Source organism: Frigoribacterium sp. PhB116 (assembly GCF_004364285.1).
GTDB lineage: Bacteria > Actinomycetota > Actinomycetes > Actinomycetales > Microbacteriaceae > Frigoribacterium.
In genome coordinates, this window is sequence record NZ_SOBE01000002.1 from 553,527 (window position 1) to 569,285 (window position 15,759).

The 15,759-nt window shown below is 72.1% G+C and carries 11 protein-coding genes; 5 read left to right on the top strand and 6 right to left on the bottom strand.

Annotated features, from left to right (window positions below; all coding sequences use genetic code 11):
- Positions 1–45 precede the first annotated feature (45 nt).
- From EDF20_RS09095 to EDF20_RS09110, 4 genes are all read right to left on the bottom strand, one after another.
- Positions 46–1,581 carry an alpha-N-arabinofuranosidase gene (locus tag EDF20_RS09095; protein WP_133738436.1) on the bottom strand — a complete coding sequence of 512 codons (1,536 nt, stop codon included), beginning with the start codon at positions 1,579–1,581 and terminating at the stop codon, positions 46–48.
- 123 nt (positions 1,582–1,704) lie between these two features.
- Positions 1,705–2,652 carry a carbohydrate ABC transporter permease gene (locus EDF20_RS09100; protein WP_233569113.1) on the bottom strand — a complete coding sequence of 316 codons (948 nt, stop codon included), beginning with the start codon at positions 2,650–2,652 and terminating at the stop codon, positions 1,705–1,707.
- The gene (locus EDF20_RS09105) at positions 2,649–3,536 is read right to left on the bottom strand and encodes a sugar ABC transporter permease (protein WP_123548321.1); all 888 of its coding nucleotides are present in this window, start codon (positions 3,534–3,536) and stop codon (positions 2,649–2,651) included. Before EDF20_RS09105 ends, EDF20_RS09100 begins: the two co-directional genes overlap by 4 nt.
- A gap of 173 nt (positions 3,537–3,709) precedes the next feature.
- Complete coding sequence (locus tag EDF20_RS09110; protein ID WP_133738437.1) at positions 3,710–5,173, bottom strand: extracellular solute-binding protein; 1,464 nt, start codon at positions 5,171–5,173, stop codon at positions 3,710–3,712.
- 156 nt (positions 5,174–5,329) lie between these two features.
- On the opposite strand from EDF20_RS09110, the gene EDF20_RS09115 reads away from it, so the two are divergent.
- Positions 5,330–6,286, top strand: a complete 957-nt coding sequence (locus tag EDF20_RS09115; protein ID WP_243833429.1) for a PhzF family phenazine biosynthesis protein — start codon at positions 5,330–5,332, stop codon at positions 6,284–6,286.
- 115 nt (positions 6,287–6,401) lie between these two features.
- Here the strand turns inward: EDF20_RS09115 and EDF20_RS09120 are convergent, their stop codons facing one another.
- Together EDF20_RS09120 and hrpA are read right to left on the bottom strand one after the other, a co-directional pair.
- Positions 6,402–7,418 (bottom strand): LacI family DNA-binding transcriptional regulator, encoded by a 1,017-nt coding sequence (locus EDF20_RS09120; protein ID WP_133738438.1) that lies wholly within the window; start codon positions 7,416–7,418, stop codon positions 6,402–6,404.
- Between the two features lie 57 nt (positions 7,419–7,475).
- Positions 7,476–11,459 carry an ATP-dependent RNA helicase HrpA gene (gene hrpA / locus EDF20_RS09125; RefSeq protein WP_133738439.1) on the bottom strand — a complete coding sequence of 1,328 codons (3,984 nt, stop codon included), beginning with the start codon at positions 11,457–11,459 and terminating at the stop codon, positions 7,476–7,478.
- A 140-nt stretch (positions 11,460–11,599) separates the two neighbouring features.
- Between hrpA and EDF20_RS09130 the strand changes: the two genes are divergently transcribed.
- From EDF20_RS09130 to EDF20_RS09150, 4 genes are all read left to right on the top strand, one after another.
- Positions 11,600–12,160 (top strand): hypothetical protein, encoded by a 561-nt coding sequence (locus tag EDF20_RS09130; RefSeq protein WP_133738440.1) that lies wholly within the window; start codon positions 11,600–11,602, stop codon positions 12,158–12,160.
- Positions 12,161–12,415: 255 nt separating this feature from the next.
- Positions 12,416–13,033 (top strand): ArsR family transcriptional regulator, encoded by a 618-nt coding sequence (locus EDF20_RS09135; RefSeq protein ID WP_166644789.1) that lies wholly within the window; start codon positions 12,416–12,418, stop codon positions 13,031–13,033.
- A 325-nt stretch (positions 13,034–13,358) separates the two neighbouring features.
- Positions 13,359–13,982, top strand: a complete 624-nt coding sequence (locus tag EDF20_RS15885) for a hypothetical protein (protein ID WP_208292613.1) — start codon at positions 13,359–13,361, stop codon at positions 13,980–13,982.
- A 116-nt stretch (positions 13,983–14,098) separates the two neighbouring features.
- Positions 14,099–15,739 carry a long-chain fatty acid--CoA ligase gene (locus EDF20_RS09150; RefSeq protein ID WP_133738442.1) on the top strand — a complete coding sequence of 547 codons (1,641 nt, stop codon included), beginning with the start codon at positions 14,099–14,101 and terminating at the stop codon, positions 15,737–15,739.
- Positions 15,740–15,759: the final 20 nt, after the last annotated feature.

A 15,759-nucleotide genomic window follows, 5' to 3' on the forward strand; every position in this document is an offset into this window, starting at 1 on the left:
GAAGGACCCCTCTCAAATTCGAGAGGGATCCTTCCGCTGCACGGCTCAGGCCTTCGCGACCTCGAGCTCGACGACGGCCCACGACAGGGCCGGCAGGGTCAGGCGGACGCTGCCGCCGTCGACCGCGACGCCGTCGAGGGGCACGAGGCCGACCGCGTCCTGCGCCTGCTCGGTGTTGGCGGTGAAGCGGTCGCCGCCCTCCGGCACCGCCAGCACCTCGGAGCGGACGACCCGGGCGTCCGCGAAGCCGCGGAGGACGAGCTCGACGTCCGCCGCCTCCTCGAGTCCGCGGTTGGCGAGGAAGAACGCGATGCGCCCCGTCTCCTCGTCCCACGTCGAGCTGACGTCGACGAGGTCGGCGTCGCCGTACTTCGGGGTGTCGATCTTGTCGCTGGTGACCTGCGTGCGGAGGATCTCGCCCTGGGCCAGCGCCGCCATGCGGGCGAACGGCCAGAAGATCGTCTGGCGCCAGGCCGGCCCGCCCTGCTCGCTGCGGATCGGGGCGATCACGTTGACGAGCTGGGCCTGGTTGGCGATCTTGACCCTGTCGCCGTGGCGCAGCAGCGAGTTGAGGAACGTGCCGACGACGACCGCGTCGGTGACGTTGTACTGGTCCTCGATGAGGCGCGGGTGCTCGACCCAGCCCTTCGAGACGTTGTGCGGCTGGTCGTCGGTGTCGAGGCCCGTCTGGTACCAGACGTTCCACTCGTCGAACGAGATGTGCACCTGCTTGTCGTGCTTGCCCGCGGCCTTGACGCCGTCGATCGTCGAGACGACCTCCTCGATGAAGGCGTCCATGTCGACCGCCGTCGCGAGGAAGCTCGTCGCGTCGCCGTCGTGCTCCTGGTAGTAGGCGTGCATCGAGACGTAGTCGACCTCGTCGTAGGCGTGGGTGAGCACCTCGTGCTCCCACGTGCCGAAGGTCGGCATGCCGCGGCCCGAGCTGCCGACCGCGACGAGCTCGATGCTCGGGTCGACGAACTTCATCGCCTTGGCGGCCTCCTGGGCGAGGCGGCCGTACTCGGTGGCCGTCTTGTGCCCGATCTGCCAGGGGCCGTCGAGCTCGTTGCCGAGGCACCAGAGCTTGATGTCGAACGGGTCGGCCGCGCCGTTGGCGATGCGGCGGTCGCTGAGGGCCGTGCCGCCGGGGTGGTTGGCGTACTCGACGAGCTCGCGGGCCGCGTCGACGCCGCGGGTGCCGAGGTTGACGGCCTCCATCACCTCGACCTCGGCGAGCTTCGACCACTCGACGAACTCGTGCAGGCCGAACGCGTTCGACTCGACGGTGTGCCACGCGCCGTCGAGGCGGCGGGGGCGCTGGTCGACCGGCCCGACGCCGTCCTCCCAGTTGTAGCCGGAGACGAAGTTGCCGCCGGGGTAGCGGACGACGGTCGCGCCGAGCTCCTTGGTGAGGGCGAGGACGTCGCGACGGAAGCCTTTCTCGTCGGCGGTCTCGTGGCCGGGCTCGTAGATGCCGGTGTACACGCACCGGCCCATGTGCTCGACGAACGAGCCGAACAGGCGGCGCGGCACGGTGCCGATCGTGAACTCGCGGTCGACGGTGATGCGGGCGGTGGTCATGGTTCTCCTAGGTAGAGGGGGAGCGGCGTGCTGGCGGGTGGTCGGTCGGTCAGGAGGTGCGGATCGAGGAGGCGCGGCGTGCGCCCCGAGGAGGCGCCGGCCGCGCAGAGGAGGCGCTGGTCGCTACTGCCCCCCGAAGCCGGTGGTCGAGATGCCCTTGATGATCTGCCGCTGGAAGAACAGGAACACCAGGATGAGCGGGAGCGCCGCCAAGATCGCCGCGGCCATGTTCTGCGCGTACTGGATGCCGTACGCGCTCTTGATGGTCTGCAGCCCGACGGGCAGCGTGAGCAGCGACGCGTCGTTCGTCACGATGAAGGGCCAGAGGAAGTTGTTCCAGGCTCCGATGAACACGAAGATCGACACCGCGCCGAGGATGGGCCGCGACAGGGGCAGCAGGATCGTGAAGAAGACCCGGATGCGCCCGGCGCCGTCGACGCGGGCCGCGTCCTCGAGCTCGATCGGCACCTGGTCGAAGAACTTCTTGAGCACGAACACCATGGCGGGCGCGATGGCCTGCGGAAGGATGATGCCCCAGTACGTGTCGACCATGTCGAAGGCGAGCATCTGGTAGAACAGCGGCACGATCAGAACCTGCGGCGGGACGATGATCGACGCGATCGTCGCCACGTAGAGCCACTTCTTGCCGCGGAAGTCGAGCCGCGAGAACGCGTAGGCCACGAGGGCCGACGTCGCCACGACGATCAGCGTGATGGCGATCGACGTGAGCAGGCTGTTGAAGAGCCAGGTGGGGATGTTCCCCTGCTCGAGGATCGCCCGGTAGGCCTGCAGCGTGAAGCCGCCCGCGGGCAGCCAGGTCTGGGGCGTCGCCGCGGCGTCGGCCTCGCTCTTGAACGACGTGGCCAGCGACCAGAGGAACGGCAGCAGCCACAGCACGGCCAGCACGACGAGGACGACGATGCTGAGGACGCCCATGACGCCGAAGCGCTGCTTGCCGGGTGCGTGGCCGTGGCTGCCGCCTCCTCGGCTCGCGCCTCGGCCGCGCTCGGCGGTGGGGGCTCGGAGGTCGCCGCCGGGCGCTGCGGCGGGGGCGACGGCAGGTGCGGTCATCGCTGGGCTCCCTTGCGGTTGCGGGCCGTGATCGAGAACTGGGCGACCGAGATGACCACGATCACGGCGAAGAAGATGTACGAGATGGCGCTGGAGTAGCCGAAGCGGTAGCCGGTGAAGCCCGACTCGAAGATGTACTGGACGGTGGAGCGCGTGGTGCCCGCCGGCCCGCCGTTGGTCATCTGGTAGATCTGGTCGAAGACCTTGAGCGACGCGAGCACCTGCAGGATGACGATCAGGCCGGTGGTCGGGCCGAGCTGCGGGATCGTGATCGACCAGAGCGAGCGCCAGCGGCCGGCGCCGTCGAGCGAGGCCGCCTCGTACTGCTGGTCGGGGATGTTCTGCAGGGCCGCGAGGTACAGCAGGAAGTTGAAGCCGACCGTCCACCAGACCGTCGTGGCGACGACGGCGATCATGGCCGTGTCCGGGTCCTGCAGCCAGGCGGGCTGCGGCAGCCCGAGGGTGGCCAGCACGTTGTTGATCGGGCCGAGCGTCGGGCTGTACAGCTGGATCCAGAACAGCGACACGACGGTCGACGCCAGCAGGTACGGCAGGAAGAAGCTGAGCCGCCAGAGCCACTGGCCCGGCAGGCCCGTGTTGACCAGCAGCGCGAGCACGAGCGCCACCGCGACGAGCGGGATCGTGCTGAGGATCGTGAACCAGAACGTGTTGAGCATCGAGCGCCACATGGCGCCGTCGGCGAAGGCCTCGGCGTAGTTGGCGACGCCGATCAGCTCGCCGCCCTGGCCCGTGAGGCTCTGCCCGGTGAAGCTCAGGTACAGGCCGTGCAGGAGGGGCCACACGAGGAAGAGGGCGAACAGGATCGTGAACGGGGCGGCGAAGCCCCAGCCGATGCGGTTCTCCTTGTGGGCGCCGGGGCGCAGGCGGGTGGTCGTCCCGCCGCCGGTGCCGCCGGCGCGGGCGCGCCTGCCGGCGGTGGCAGGGCTCCGGTCGGCGGGGGCCGCCGGGGTCGTGACCGTCGTGGTCGTCACAGATCGACTCCTTCGTCGTCGTGCAGGGCTGGGTCGTCAGGGAGGGGGAGGAGGAGCTGCTCGGCTCACACCGGGGCGGGGCGGCCGAGCTGCGTGTTCACCCGGTCGACGAACCGCTTCATGCCCGTCGCGGCGTCGTCCTTCGCGAGGATGACCGACTGGATGCTGTCGAGGAAGTACGTCTGGAAGTCCGACCCCGAGCCGGTGAACCAGGCCGGCGGGTCGTAGTTCAGGTACTCGGCCGCCTCGGCGTAGTGCGCCTGGGGGATCAGGTCGGCGTACTCGCTGCTGTCGACCACGGGCCCGTACGCGGGGATGTGCCCGGCCTCGGCCCACGAGATCGAGTCCTTGAGGATCGTCGAGACCATCTTGTAGACGTCCTCGCGCTTGGTCTCGTCCACGGTGCTCTGCCGGGGCAGCACGAACGCGTGCGAGTCGGCGTAGACGGCGGGGGTGCCGAACAGAGTGGGGATGATGCTCGCGTCGTAGGGGATGCCCGACGCGGCGGCGCTCGGCACCTCCCACACGCCGGTGAAGAGCATGCCGCTCTCGCCCGAGACGAACTCGGCGATGCCCGACTGGATGTCGCTCGCCTCGGCCATCACGGTGCCGTCCGTCATCTGCTGCATGAACTCGAGGGCGGTGACGGCCGCTTCCTCGTCGTACTCGACGGTCCCGCCCTCGCGGAGCTCCATGTCGGCGCCCTGCTGCTTGTAGAACGTGTAGAACATGCGCCAGAGCTGGGCGCCGTCGTTGAGGTACCCCCACGAGGCGCCGTGCTTGCCGGTGACGGCCTGCATCGCGGTCGCGACCTCGAGGAACTGCGCGGGGCTCGTGATCTCGGCGAGCTGCCCGTCGGGGCCGAGGACGCCGGCCTGGGCGGCGATGTCGGTGTTGTACAGCAGGATGAACGGGTGCGAGTCGAGCGCGACCGAGTACAGCTGGTCGCCGCTGAAGCCGGCCTTCCAGACCGCCGGTGCGAAGTCCTCTTCTCGGAGGTCGTACGAGGCGAGCTTCTCGACGTCCCACGCGTCGAGCAGACCGCCGGGCGCGTAGCCGGGCACGCGCGACGCGTGCATGATCGCGACGTCCGGGGCGCGGCCGCCGGCCGACGCCATGGCGAGCTTCGTGTAGTACGGCGTGCCCCAGGCGAGCACGGTCTGCGTCGCGTGGAACTCGGGGTTCTGCTCGTTGGCCTGGTCGACGAGGGCGGACATCTTCACGCCGTCGCCCCCGCTCAGCAGGTGCCAGAACTTGAGCTGCTCGACCGTCGCGCCGGAGGCGGTGGTCGCGCCAGTCGCGCAGCCCGAGAGGGCGGTGGCCGCGAACGCGGTGCCGAGCAGGGCCGCGCCGCCGACGAGGACGCCGCGGCGGCTCAGGCCTGAGCCGATGCCGGCAGTGCCGGCAGTGCCGGCGGTGTCGGCGGTGTCGGCGCGGGTGCGGCTGTCGCGGGCGCCGTGGCGGCGGGTGGCGGGCGGGCCGGCCTCGGCGCCTGGACGGCTGCGAGCGGGGTGGTCGGGCAGGGTCATCTTCACTCCTTCGTGACGTGTGACTGCTCGCACTATTCCATCGTTGTAATCCAGGCGCAAGAGGCAGCCGGCAGGTCGTCGCGCATCGGCCCGGCACGGCCAGCGACTGCCGGGTGGACCTTGCCCGGAGGAGGCGTCCGCCGGGACAGTGGTGCGGTGACCGTTCCCCGCGTGCCGACGACCGCCTCCTCGACCGACGTGCTGCGGCTGACTGCGTTCGCCGACGGGCCGGGCGGGGGCAACCCTGCCGGTGTGGTGCTCGACGCGTCCAGGCTCGACGACCTGCAGATGCAGGTGATCGCCGCCGAGGTCGGCTACGCCGAGACCGCGTTCGTCGTCGACGGAGCCGTCGGCGGCGACGACCGAGTCGTGCGCACCCGCTACTTCTCACCGATCGCCGAGGTGCCGTTCTGCGGGCACGCGACCATCGCGACCGCCGTGGCGCTCGCCGACGAGCGCGGCCCCGGGCTGTTCCGCTTCGAGACGGCCGTCGGGCCGGTCGTCATCGAGACCACGCAGGTGGCGGTGGCCGGGGGAGAGAGCGAGCTGCGCGCCTCCTTCACGAGCGTCGAGCCGCGCACACGTCCCCTGGGCGACGCCGTCGGCGACGAGCTGCTCGGCCTGCTCGCGCTCGACCGCGACGACCTCGACCCGGCGTGGCCGCTCGCCGAGGCGTTCGCCGGCAACTGGCACCCGGTCGTCGCGGTGCGGTCGCTCGCGGTGTTCGACTCGTTCGAGTTCGACCCCGGTGCGGTGCGCGAGGTGATGGACCAGCAGGGCTGGTCGGGCACCGTCACGGTCGTCTGCACGGAGGGTGTCGACCTCGACCTCGACCTCGCCGCTGTCGTCGCGACCCGCGGAGCCGACGCCGAGCTGCCCGCGATCGAGGCTCGCAACCTGTTCCCCGTCGGCGACATCACCGAGGACCCGGCCACGGGATCGGCGGCCGCCGCCCTCGGGGCGTACCTGCGGGCTGGCGGCCTGCTCGCGCCTCCTGCGCGGTTCGCGGTGCGGCAGGGCCGGCACGTCGGGCGTCCGAGCCTGCTCGTGGTCGACGTCCCCGTGGTCGGCGGCATCACGGTCAGCGGCACTGCGGCCCTGATCGTCGAGTGACGCGCCTGCCGTCCGCGGACACTTCGGTCGCGTGACACACCCCGGACGGTGCACCGCACCCCCGAATTCGGGGGTGCGGTGCCTTGGAGGGGGTGTGACTAGGGCAGTCCGAGCGTCAGCTCGAGCGCGCGGCGGCCGTGCTCTCGCGCCGCACGATCTCGTGCGGGATGATCGCGAGCTCGGGCGGCCGGTCGCGGTCGGCGATGCGCGCCGCCAGCAGCTCGAGCGTGCGCTCGGCGAAGAGCCGCTTGTCGAGGCGCACGGTCGTGAGCGGCGGCAGCGTGAACCGTCCGTCGGCGATGTCGTCGAAGCCCGCGACCGAGACGTCGTCCGGCACCCGCAGGCCCGCCGCCCAGAGGGCGTGCACGGCGCCGATGGCGAGCGAGTCGGTGAAGCAGAAGAGCGCGTCCGGCGGGCCGTCGGCGGCGAGGCGCTCGCGCACGGCAGCGGCGCCCGCCTCGGGCGACCACGATCGACACGACCACCGGAGCGCGGGGTCGACGGGCAGCCCGGCCGCCTCGTGCGCCTGCTGCCAGCCGAGCGTGCGCGCGCGGGCCGTCGCGGTGTCGAAGCGGTCGCCCGAGCTGCCGAGCACGGCGATGCGCCGGTGTCCGAGCTCGATCAGGTGCCGGGTCATGTCGCGGGCGGCCGCGACGCTGTCGACCCTGACCTGGTCGACGAGGCTCTGCTCGACCTCTCCGATGACGACGACCGGCGGCAGCGACTCCGCGCCGACGATGGCGCTCTCGTCGAGGCTCACTGGGTTGAGCACGAGACCGTCGACGAGGTGCTCCTTGCCCCTCAGCAGCAGCTCGCGCTCGCGCTCGGGGCGCATTCCGGTCTGCTCGAGCTGCACCGACCAGCCGCGCTCGTGCGCGACCTCGACGAACCAGTGCGACATCTCGGCGCTGTAGGGCGTCGTGAGGTCGGGGAAGGCGAGCGCGATGGAGCCCGTGCGGCCGGTGCGGAGCCCGCGGGCGCTCAGGTTGGGCACGTAGGCCAGGGCGGCCACCGCCTCCTCGACTCGCGCCCTCGTCTCGGCGCTGACCCGGACCGCCCCCGTCACGACGTTCGAGACCGTCTTCGGAGAGACGCCCGCCCGGGCGGCCACGTCCTTGACCGTCGCTCGCATCCGTCCAGGCTAGCGCCGCGCCGCACGTGGGACGCGACCGGTCGCGGCGGCCGGCGGCTACGCCGAGGCGAGCACCTTCGCGATGCGCTGCAGCGACACGCTCTCGCTGGGCCGCAGGTCCTGTGCGAACAGGCTGAGGCGGAACTCCTCGAGCATCCAGCGGGCACGCACGAGCGGGGGAGGCGCCCCCTCGGCCGGCGGGAACGCCCCGCCCGCCGCCTCGTACCGCTCCGTCGCCTGCTGCACCTCGGTCAGCCACGCCCGGTCGCGCGACGGCGCCTCGAGCAGCTTCGCCGTGCGGCGGGTGATGCCGACGAGGTAGACGGGCACGCGCTGCAGCTGCTGCAGGCCGGTGGCCGAGACGAAGCCCGGGTACACCAGCCGGTCGCGCTGCTGCCGCATGTCGGTGAGCGCCGTGAGCAGCGACATGTTCGTCGCCGCCTTCATCGCCTTGTCCGCATCGCGGGCGGCAGTCAACGTGCGGGCCACGAGCGACACCGTCTGGAACATCTGGTCCATCACGGCGCCCGACACCCGGTCGCGCACGGTGAGGAACTCCTTCTTCGTGTACAGCTGCCCGTCGGGCTTCACCCGGTGCAGCACGTCGTCGACGACCGCGACGAGGCAGTCCGCGAAGAGGGCGGACGTGTTCTGGTACGGGCTCGTCGCGAGGATCAGCTTCTCGGGCGCGGTGAGGTGCTGCTGCACGTAGGCGACCGGGCTCGGCACGGCGAGCATGAGGAGGCGGCGCACCCCCCGGGGCGTCTCGCGCGCCTGGTCGGCAGGCGTCGCCATGAGGCGGATCGCCACGGAGGCGCCCTCGTCGACCAGCGCCGGGTACGCCCGGATCACGGTGTCGCCGTGCCGCGTGTCGACGACGGTCGGCAGCTCGTCGAAGTCCCACGAGGTGAGGCCGCCGCGCTCGATGGCGTTCGCGGGGGCGTCGGTCGCGGCGTCGGGGCGACCGCCCTCGGGGCCGCCGCGTCCTCGTCGTCCGCGACCCGCGCCTCCTGCGCCCTGCCCCTGGGTGACCCGCGCGACGCTCTCGCGCATGTCGTCGCTGAGCCGGTGCTGCAGCTCGTCGAGCGACTTGCCCGCGCCGACCGTGCGGCCGCGCTCGTCGACGACCGCCCACGTCACGCGCAGGTGCGCGGGCACGCGCTCCAGGTCGAAGTCGGCGGCGTCGACGGGCGTGTACGTCAGCTTCTTGATCACGGAGGCGAGGGTCGCGGTGAACGACTCGGCGACGTCGTGCGGCGGCTCGGCCGGCAGCTCGGCGGTGATCTTCGACGCCCAGTCGGCGGCGGGCACGACGTTCTTGCGGATCTGCTTCGGCAGCGACTTGATCAGGGACGTCACGAGCTCGTCGCGGAGGCCCGGCACCTGCCAGTCGAACCCGGCCGGACGGAGGCGCGCCAGCAGCGGCAGGGGCACGACCACAGTCACGCCGTCGTCGTCGGCTCCCGGCTCGAACTTGTAGCGCAGGGTCAGCGTCTGGTCGCCCTGCCGCCACGTGCTCGGGAACCCGGCCTCGTCGACGTCGGGCTCGTCGTCGCCGAGCAGGTCGGCGGCGGTCATCGTCAGGAGGTCGGGGGTCTCCTGCTTGGCCTTGCGCCACCAGCCCTCGAAGTCGCGGGTGCTCGTGACCTCGGCCGGCACGCGGCGCTGGAAGAACTCGAACGCGGCGTCGCCGTCGACGAGGATGTCGCGGCGACGGGTGCGCTCCTCCACCTCGGTGAGCTCGCGGATCAGCTGCTGGTTGGCCTTCTCGAACGACTGCCGGCTCTCCCAGTCGCCCTCGACGAGGGCGTGCCGGATGAAGAGCTCGCGGGCGTAGCCGGGGTCGATCCGCGAGAACTGGATGCGCCTCCGCGGCACGATCGGGACGCCGTAGAGCGTCACGCGCTCGTAGGCGACCACGGAGCCCTGCTTCTTCTCCCAGTGCGGCTCGCCGTAGCTGCGCTTCACGAGGTCGGGGGCGAGCGGCTCGGCCCAGGCCGGGTCGATGGCGCCGTTGACGCGCGCGAAGAGGCGGCTCGTCTCGACGAGCTCGGCGCTCATGATCGCGGCGGGCTGCTTCTTGGCGAGCGAGCTGCCGGGGAACACGAGGAACCGCGTCTGGCGGGCGCCGACGTAGTCCTTCTTCTGCGGGTCGAGCAGCCCGATCTGGCTGAGCAGGCCGGCGAGCAGGCTGCGGTGCACCCCGTCGGGGTTCGTGCTGCGCTCGCCGACGTGCAGCCCGAGGGGCTTCGCCGCCCGCAGCAGCTGCCGGTAGACGTCCTGCCACTCGCGCACGCGCAGGTAGTTGAGGTACTCCTCACGGCAGAGGCGCTTGAACGCGTTGCCGGTGAGCTCCTCCTTCTTCTCCTCCAGGTGGTTCCAGAGGTTGAGGAGCGTCATGAAGTCGCCCTGCGGGTCCTTGAAGCGCGCGTGCGCCTCGTCGGCCTGGGCGCGCCGCTCGAGGGGGCGCTCGCGCGGATCTTGGATGCTGAGCGCCGCGACGATCGCGAGCACCTCGCGGGTGGTGCCGTGCACCTTCGACTCGACGGCCATACGGGCCAGGCGGGGGTCGATCGGCAGGCGCGTCAGCTGCTTGCCGACGCGGGTGATCTGGCCGCCCTGGGTGACGGCGCCGAGCTCGCGAAGCAGGTCGAGGCCGTCCTTGATGCCGCGGCCGTCGGGCGGCTGGAGGAACGGGAACGCCGCGATGTCGCCGAGGCCCAGCGAGATCATCTGCAGGATGACGGCGGCGAGGTTCGTGCGGAGGATCTCGGGCTCGGTGAATTCGTCGCGCTTCTCGAAGTCGGTCTCGCTGTAGAGCCGGATCGCGATGCCGTCGCTCGTGCGGCCGGAGCGACCGGAGCGCTGGTTCGCGCTCGCCTGCGAGATCGCCTCGATGGGCAGGCGCTGCACCTTCGCGCGGGTCGAGTAGCGGCTGATCCGTGCCGTGCCGGCGTCGATCACGTACTTGATGCCGGGCACGGTCAGGCTCGTCTCGGCGACGTTCGTCGCCAGGACGATGCGGCGCCTGGTCCCTGCCGTGCTGCTCGGCTGGAAGACGCGGTGCTGGTCGGCCGCGCTGAGGCGGCCGTAGAGCGGCAGCACCTCGGTCTGCGGCAGGTTCCGGGCCCGGATCGCGTCCTCGGCGTCGCGGATCTCGTTCTCGCCGCTGAGGAACACGAGCACGTCGCCCGAGCTCTCCCGGGCCAGCTCGTCGAGGGCCTCGTTGATGCCCTGCAGGTAGTCCTTGTCGTCGGCGCGCTGCCTCGGGTCGCCGGCCCGCGCCTCCTTGGCTCGCCGGGCGGCGGCGCCGGGGCGGCCGGGCTCGCCGCGGCGGCGCCCGTCGTCGCGTCGGGAGTCGTCGCGTCGTGCGTTCGGCCGCGAGAGCGCGGGTGCCTCGTCGAGCTCGTCCAGGTCGTCGACGTCGCGGTCGTCGTCGGCCGTGGTGTCGTCGGCGACGAGGGGCCGGTAGCGGATCTCGACCGGGTAGGTGCGGCCCGAGACCTCGACGATGGGCGCACCGTCGAAGTGCTGCGAGAACGACTCGGGGTCGATGGTCGCGCTCGTGATGATCAGCTTGAGGTCGGGACGCCGCGGCAGCAGCTGCTTGAGGTACCCGAGCAGGAAGTCGATGGTGAGGCTGCGCTCGTGCGCCTCGTCGATGATGATCGTGTCGTACCGCTTCAGCTCGCGGTCGAAGTGGATCTCGTTCAGCAGGATGCCGTCGGTCATCAGCTTGATCTGCGTGTCGGCGCCGACCTTGTCGGTGAACCGCACCTGGTAGCCGACGAGCCCGCCGACCTCCTCGCCGAGCTCCTCCGCGATGCGCTCGCTGATCGTCCGTGCGGCGATGCGGCGCGGCTGGGTGTGCCCGATGCTCGTGCGGCCGAGCTCGAGGCAGATCTTCGGCAGCTGCGTCGTCTTGCCCGAGCCCGTGGAGCCTGCGACGATGACGACCTGGTTGTCGCGGATCGCGGCGGCGATGTCGTCGCGTCTCTGGCTGACCGGCAGCTCGGGGGGATAGGTGATGGTGGGCGACATGAGCCCTCCATCGTAAGCCGCACCGGCGGGGGAGCGCTCCCTGCAGTGGTCCCTCCCCAGGGACGCCCGTGCGGGGCGCCGTCCCCGTCCCCGGTCGGGACGAGGAGGCGCGGGTCGGCAGGCAGGGCAACCTCGCTCCCATGCCCCCCACGAACCGTCTGCTCGCAGCCTCGCCCTCCGCCGCTTCCTCGTCCGCCGCCTCCCTCGGCCAGGCCTCCCCGCTCGCCGTCATGACCGACCCGCTCTGCGTCTGCGTGCTCGACGTGCTCGAGCACGGCGCGCGGGCGGCCTCGCAGCTCGTCGCCGAGGCGTCGCGACGGCTCGGGCCCTCGGCGGGCGGCCCCGCGTTCGTCGCCTCTCGCGTCGCGCTGTTGGTCGCGTCGGGCTTCGTGGAGGCCAGCGAGCCGCCGCCCGGCTCGGCCGCCGGGGCCGAGACCGTCCTGTCCGTCGCCGAGCGGCGGTCGTGCGAGCTGCTCGACGCCCTGGCGGAGGCGGTGGCCGAGGTCCGCGAGGCCGGGGACGTGCAGCAGGAACAGGACCTCGTCGATGCTCTCGAGACCGCGTGGGCCGCCCGCGACGGCCGACGTTCGGGCCTCCGGGGCGTCGACGAGTTCCGCGCGTCCGAGGCAGGACGCCGCCACGCGCGTCGAGTCGCCGAGGGGACGCTCGGCCAGCCGGGCTCGCCCTTCGCCGCCGGGTGAGGGAAGGCGTGCCCTTCTTCGGTGTGCTGCCGCGGCGGCCTGCGGACTCTCGCTTCGGTGTGCTGCCGCGGCGGCCTGCGGACTCTCGGCTGTGGGGGTGTGAACGCGCTCTGGCTGTTCCGTCACGGAACGGAGAGACCACGCCGCGGATCGAGGTGCCGCGAGTGCTGATCCGTCACGAGACGGAGCGACCATGCCGCGGGGCGAGGTGCCGCGAGTGCTGATCCGTCACGAGACGGAGCGACTATGGACGACGTGAACCGTCCTACTCTCGACGCCGATGCGGCCCGTCGTCGCGACGACGGGCCGCCCGGCAAGGAGCAGGACGAACGCGGTGCGTCGCCCACGGCGCGTCGTGGACGCCCGGGTCGTCGCTCTGCCGGAGCGCGGGCGATGCACCCGTTCGAAGTGCTCGGCGACGTGACGAGGCGGGAACTGGTGGAGGTGCTCGCGATCGGCCGGCAGACGTCAGGCGACCTCGCGAGCATCCTCCACGAGCGACGCGCCGTGGGGTGGTCGAGCGTGTCCCAGCACCTCGGGGTGCTGCTCGAGTCGGGCTTCGTCGTCGTCGAGCAGGACGGTCCCCGGCGCTGGTACCACCTGCGCGACGACTGGCTCGACCTCGTCACGGCAGGGCTCGACGAGCTGCGACACGCCTGGGACGAGGGCGCGTCGTCCCGAGAGCTGGGCGCCGGTCCTGCAGTGATTGCTCGACGGATCCGGTCGGGCGACGTCGTCCTCAGGGAGCCGGGCGATCCGGTGCCGCCGCTGCGGGATGCCAGGCGGGGACGCAACGGACTCGACCTCAGTGCCCGCGGCGTCGGTCGGAGCCACTGGAGCGACGACGCCGACGGCAGCAGCGACCTCGACTGACGCCGCCCTGTCCGGGTTCCGTTCCGTCGCGGATCAGGCTGCGTTCCGTTTCGTGACGGATCAGGCCGCGAGCGGCCGAGATCAGGGGGAAGGGGCGGTTCCGTCTCGTGACGGATCAGGCTCAGCAGAGAGTCCCCTCCTCTCGCGGGCCGACGGCCCGGCTCGGAGCAGCGGCGTCCCGTCCCGGTGCCGGCCGTGTGGCCCGGGGCCGAGTGTTCTGCGTCAGGCGCGGGCCGATGTCCGCGGTCGGGACGATGATGAGCCGGTGTCAGCCGTTCACCCGACGCTCCCGTCACCGTCGTCGCAGCCGTCCCCCCTGCCTCCCGTGGCGCCGCCGTCCCTCGGCGCGTGGGGGCTCGACGTCGTCGACGAGCTGCTGATCGTCGGCGGGCTCGACCCGGACGCCGCCGTCTGGCAGGTCCGCGACCGCTCCGGCGACGAGTGGGCCGTGAAGGCGACCCGGCGCGACTGCCGGTTCGGCCTCGCGCTCGCCGCCGCCCTCGGTCCCGACTCCGGCGTCGTCGCCCCGCTCCCCACCCGGACGGGCGACCACTGGGCCGAGTGCGACGGCCTGCTCGTCTCGGTCTCTCCCTGGATCCTCGGCGACGACGCCGCCGAAGAGGGCCGGGGCCTCGACCTCGACCAGTGGGCCGAGCTCGGTGCCGTCGTCCGTCGGGTGCACGACCAGCCGCCTCCCGCGTCCGTCGCCCCGCTGCGGCAGGGCGTCAAGCGGACCGGCCGCCGGGCCCGCGTGCGCCTCCGCGACCTCGACGCCCGCTTCGTCGGCGCGGGCCAGGCCCCCGGCGTCGACCCCGAGCTGGGCCAGACCAACCCCGACTACAACGGCATCATGGCGCTCGCCGTCATCTCGGTGCTGCCGATGGTGGCGCTCTTCCTGGCGTTCCAGCGGTTCTTCGTGCAGGGCTTCGTGCGCAGCGGGGTGCGGTAGCGGCGAGGTGCGCAGGTGTGCGGGCAGCCCGACCGGGCTCCCCGCCTGGCTCCCGGCGGTGCGCCGTATGATCCGACCAGGATCACCACTCGTCAACGGAGACGGAGCACACCGGCATGACCTCGAACGCCACAGCCACGAACGCACCAGCCACCGGCCCTTCCACCCCGACCGGCTACGCGACGGCCTCGGTCGCCGCGATCCTCAGCGAGGCGGCTGCCCGGTACCCCGACGACGTCGCGGTCGTCGTCGGCCCGCAGCGCACCACCTACCGCGAGCTCTGGCAGCAGTCGCTCGCCTACGCCGGCGCGCTCCGAGCCCGCGGCGTCGGCGAGGGCGACCGGGTCGCGATGCTCGTCCCGAACGTCGCCGACTTCGCCCGCGTCTACTACGCGACCCTCGCGCTGGGGGCGGTGGTCGTGCCCGTGCACGCGCTGCTCAAGCGCCACGAGATCGAGTACGTGCTGGGCGACAGCGGGTCGTCGCTGCTCGTCTGTGCGGCTCCGCTGCTGCCCGAGGGCGCGGCCGGGGCCCAGCTGGCGGGAGTGGACGTCGTGACGGTGCTCGCGCCTCCGGCGACCGACGCCGGCACGGCCGTCGTGCCCCCGGCGCCCGACCGCCTCGAGTCGCTCGCCGCCGAGGCCGAGCCGCTGACGACCTACGTGCCGCGGCACCCGTTCGACACGGCGACGATCCTCTACACGAGCGGCACCACCGGCCAGCCGAAGGGCGCCGAGGGCTCGCACTTCGCGCTGCTGCAGCAGGTCGACACGAACCTGATGAGCACTTTCGACATGCGCCGGGGCGACGTGCTGCTCGGCGCCCTGCCCCTGTTCCACACCTTCGGGCAGACCTGCACGATGAACACCGGGTTCCGGGCCGGCGCGACGATCGTCATGCTGCCGAAGTTCGACGGCGACGCGGCGCTCGCGGCCATGGTCGAGCACGGCTGCGAGGTGTTCATGGGCGTGCCGACGATGTACATGGCCCTGCTCGACGCCGCGACGCGGTCGGAGGCGCGACCGCCGCTCCGGTACGCGATCTCGGGCGGCGCCTCCCTGCCGCTGGCGGTCCTGGCGAAGTTCGAGCAGGTCTACGGCGCCCCGGTGCACGAGGGCTACGGGCTGACCGAGACGTCGCCGGTGGCGACGTTCAACCACGTGGGACGGCCCCCGCGGCCCGGCACCATCGGCACCCCGATCTGGGGCGTCGACGTCGAGGTCGCCGACTCGTCGGTCGAGGACAGGATCGTCCTGCTGCCGCACGGCGAGATCGGCGAGATCGTCGTCCGCGGCCACAACCTGATGAACGGCTACCTCGACCGGCCCGAGGACACGGCGAAGGCGATCGTCGACGGCTGGTTCCGCACCGGCGACCTCGGGACCAAGGACGACGACGACTACCTCACCGTCGTCGACCGGACCAAGGACATGATCATCCGCAACGGCTACAACGTGTACCCGCGCCAGGTCGAGGAGGTGCTCGCCCAGCACCCCGACGTGACCATGGCCGCGGTCTTCGGCGTGCCGCACGAGACGCACGGGCAGGAGATCGAGGCGGCCGTCGTGCTGCGCGCGGGCGCGACCGTCGCGCCCGAGGAGCTGGTCGCCTTCGTCTCGGACGAGATCGCCGCGTACAAGTTCCCCCGCGTGGTGCACGTCGTCGACGCCCTGCCCCTCGGCCCGAGCGGCAAGGTGCTGAAGCGCGACCTCGTCGCGCGGTTCGGGGCGCAGGAGGCGGCCGTCACGCCGTCCTGACCGCTCGCGCCCCCGGCACG